We start from the raw sequence: 1923 nt of genomic DNA on the forward strand, positions 1-1923 counted from the left end.
GCCTTTGTACCATTTTACATCGTTGCTGGCGGCTTGCTGCTTTAACCGTTGTTTGCTGCCTGCAAAATTTGAGTACTGCTGCCTGAAACGTTGAATTGATTCAAGCCATTGCGCTTCTTCTATATTCAACGTCAGGAGCACTTTTGGTATGCTTTTGTTGATATGCCCTTTTTTCTTTGGATCTATCTGGCGGCCACTCCAGTCGACTAATTCAATGTAATCCAGTAAGGCAAAGGGGATCGTGCCTTTAATATGATTACCACCAAATTGCTTTAGCTGTGCTGGTTGACTTTCATATTGAACAGTATCTTTTTGTTTGAGGGGTTTATTTGCTTTGACCGTGTCTGTGGTAAAGGCTTTGAAATGCGCTATACGCTCTTGAATTGAGGTAAAATCACTGTCTTCAAGCGTATCGGCTATGTTTGCTCTGATAGGATTCAAATCAACGTAGGCCATGCAACTGAGTACTGCGGTTTGATCTAATAATGCCTGTGACTTATAGCGCCCTTCCCAGTACTTGCCCGTGCAGTTATCTTCCTTATTGGCCTCGCGGGCAATGTACTCATTAAGGTTTTTCATATACCAGCTGATGTCATAAAGCCTTGCGCGCCATTTAGCGATGATCTCATCAAAAAAGAGCACACTCGCCTTATCTAGCTGCTCACCATTTAAGTAACGATCAACTAAAACATGGCCGTTATAAAGTTGATACCAGCGTTCAATTACTTCATCATCAGACCAATCAAGTGCTTGACGTCTATTGACGTTCACAACAAGGTGGTAGTGATTGCTCATTATCGCGTAGGCAGCTATCTCTATAGCGAAAACGCTACTTAGTAACTTAATTCGCTCTACTAACCACACTCTACGGTGATCAAAGTTTTTACCTGTGTATTTATCATCACCACACAAAAACGCTCGCCTAACGCATCGTGAAATTAAGTGATAATAAGATGTGGACGCTAAATCATGCGAGCGAGTTGATGCGTTTGTGTACGCCCGACATGGGCATTGACTTATGAGGTGAAAGTCCTCTGTAGGAAGATCACCGTTTAAATAACATACTGTTATTAAACGATAACTACTAGCGAATGGCAAGGGCTAAATCGCGAGAGATAGTCTGGAGGAAGCCGCTAGCAAATCTGCGAGCTGATGAACAAAAACATCATATGAGGCGTAGGCTGAAGACGAGCTAGCACAAGATAGCGAAGTCATGTGATCTAACGGCCACCGTAAATGATGCAGTTGTGCAGAGAAAGTCGATGCACCTTATTCGGGGAGATCTGATAAACACGCATCCGCGCTAACGCTTGGAGATTACCAGTTAGGGACTGGTTGATCAACCCTTGGCGCTTTGGTTGCTGCGACCTACAGCGAGCAAAATAGCAGTAAACAAGCGTTAGTTTAGACGCGCTTTATCGAGTAATCGCTAGAGTGATTTATCAGAAGTCAGCAGACGGCATAGTAGCCAAACGCCCATCGTAATGGAGGGGACACGGTGAAGGCCTGAACATCTTAACCAGAGGAGATACTACAGATGAACTTGAATTCACATAGATCACCGTGTTGCGATAGTGATGAACAGCGTTCTACTGTGAATAATACCTCGAATGAATATAGCCAAACAGATCATGACCTGATGGCAAGGGTACTAAGCAACCACAATATTGGTGCAGCATGGCAACATGTTAAGCGCAATAAAGGGGCTGCGGGTATTGATAATATGAGTATTGAAGAGTTTAATCACTTCGCTAAGTTACATTGGCTGGGTATTAAACAACAATTACTTAACGGCACTTATCAACCCTTGCCAGTCAAACGCGTGATGATACCCAAACCCGATGGCGGTGAGCGAATGCTTGGGATCCCTTCTGTTATCGACAGAGTGATCCAACAAGCCATTGCTCAAGTGATCAGCCCTTA

At 43.8% G+C, this 1923-nt stretch carries 1 protein-coding gene and 1 pseudogene; one reads left to right on the forward strand and one right to left on the reverse strand.

The window, feature by feature from the left end; all coding sequences use genetic code 11:
• Positions 1-912 (reverse strand): transposase (locus H5232_RS23040; RefSeq protein ID WP_182831618.1); only part of this gene is annotated, 912 nt, incomplete at its 3' end.
• Positions 913-1537: 625 nt separating this feature from the next.
• Here H5232_RS23040 and H5232_RS23045 point away from each other — a divergent pair.
• A pseudogene (locus H5232_RS23045) lies at positions 1538-1923 on the forward strand (group II intron reverse transcriptase/maturase); the annotation flags it as partial.

Source organism: Pseudoalteromonas sp. SG41-5, from assembly GCF_014164495.1.
Taxonomy (GTDB): Bacteria; Pseudomonadota; Gammaproteobacteria; order Enterobacterales; family Alteromonadaceae; genus Pseudoalteromonas; species Pseudoalteromonas rhizosphaerae.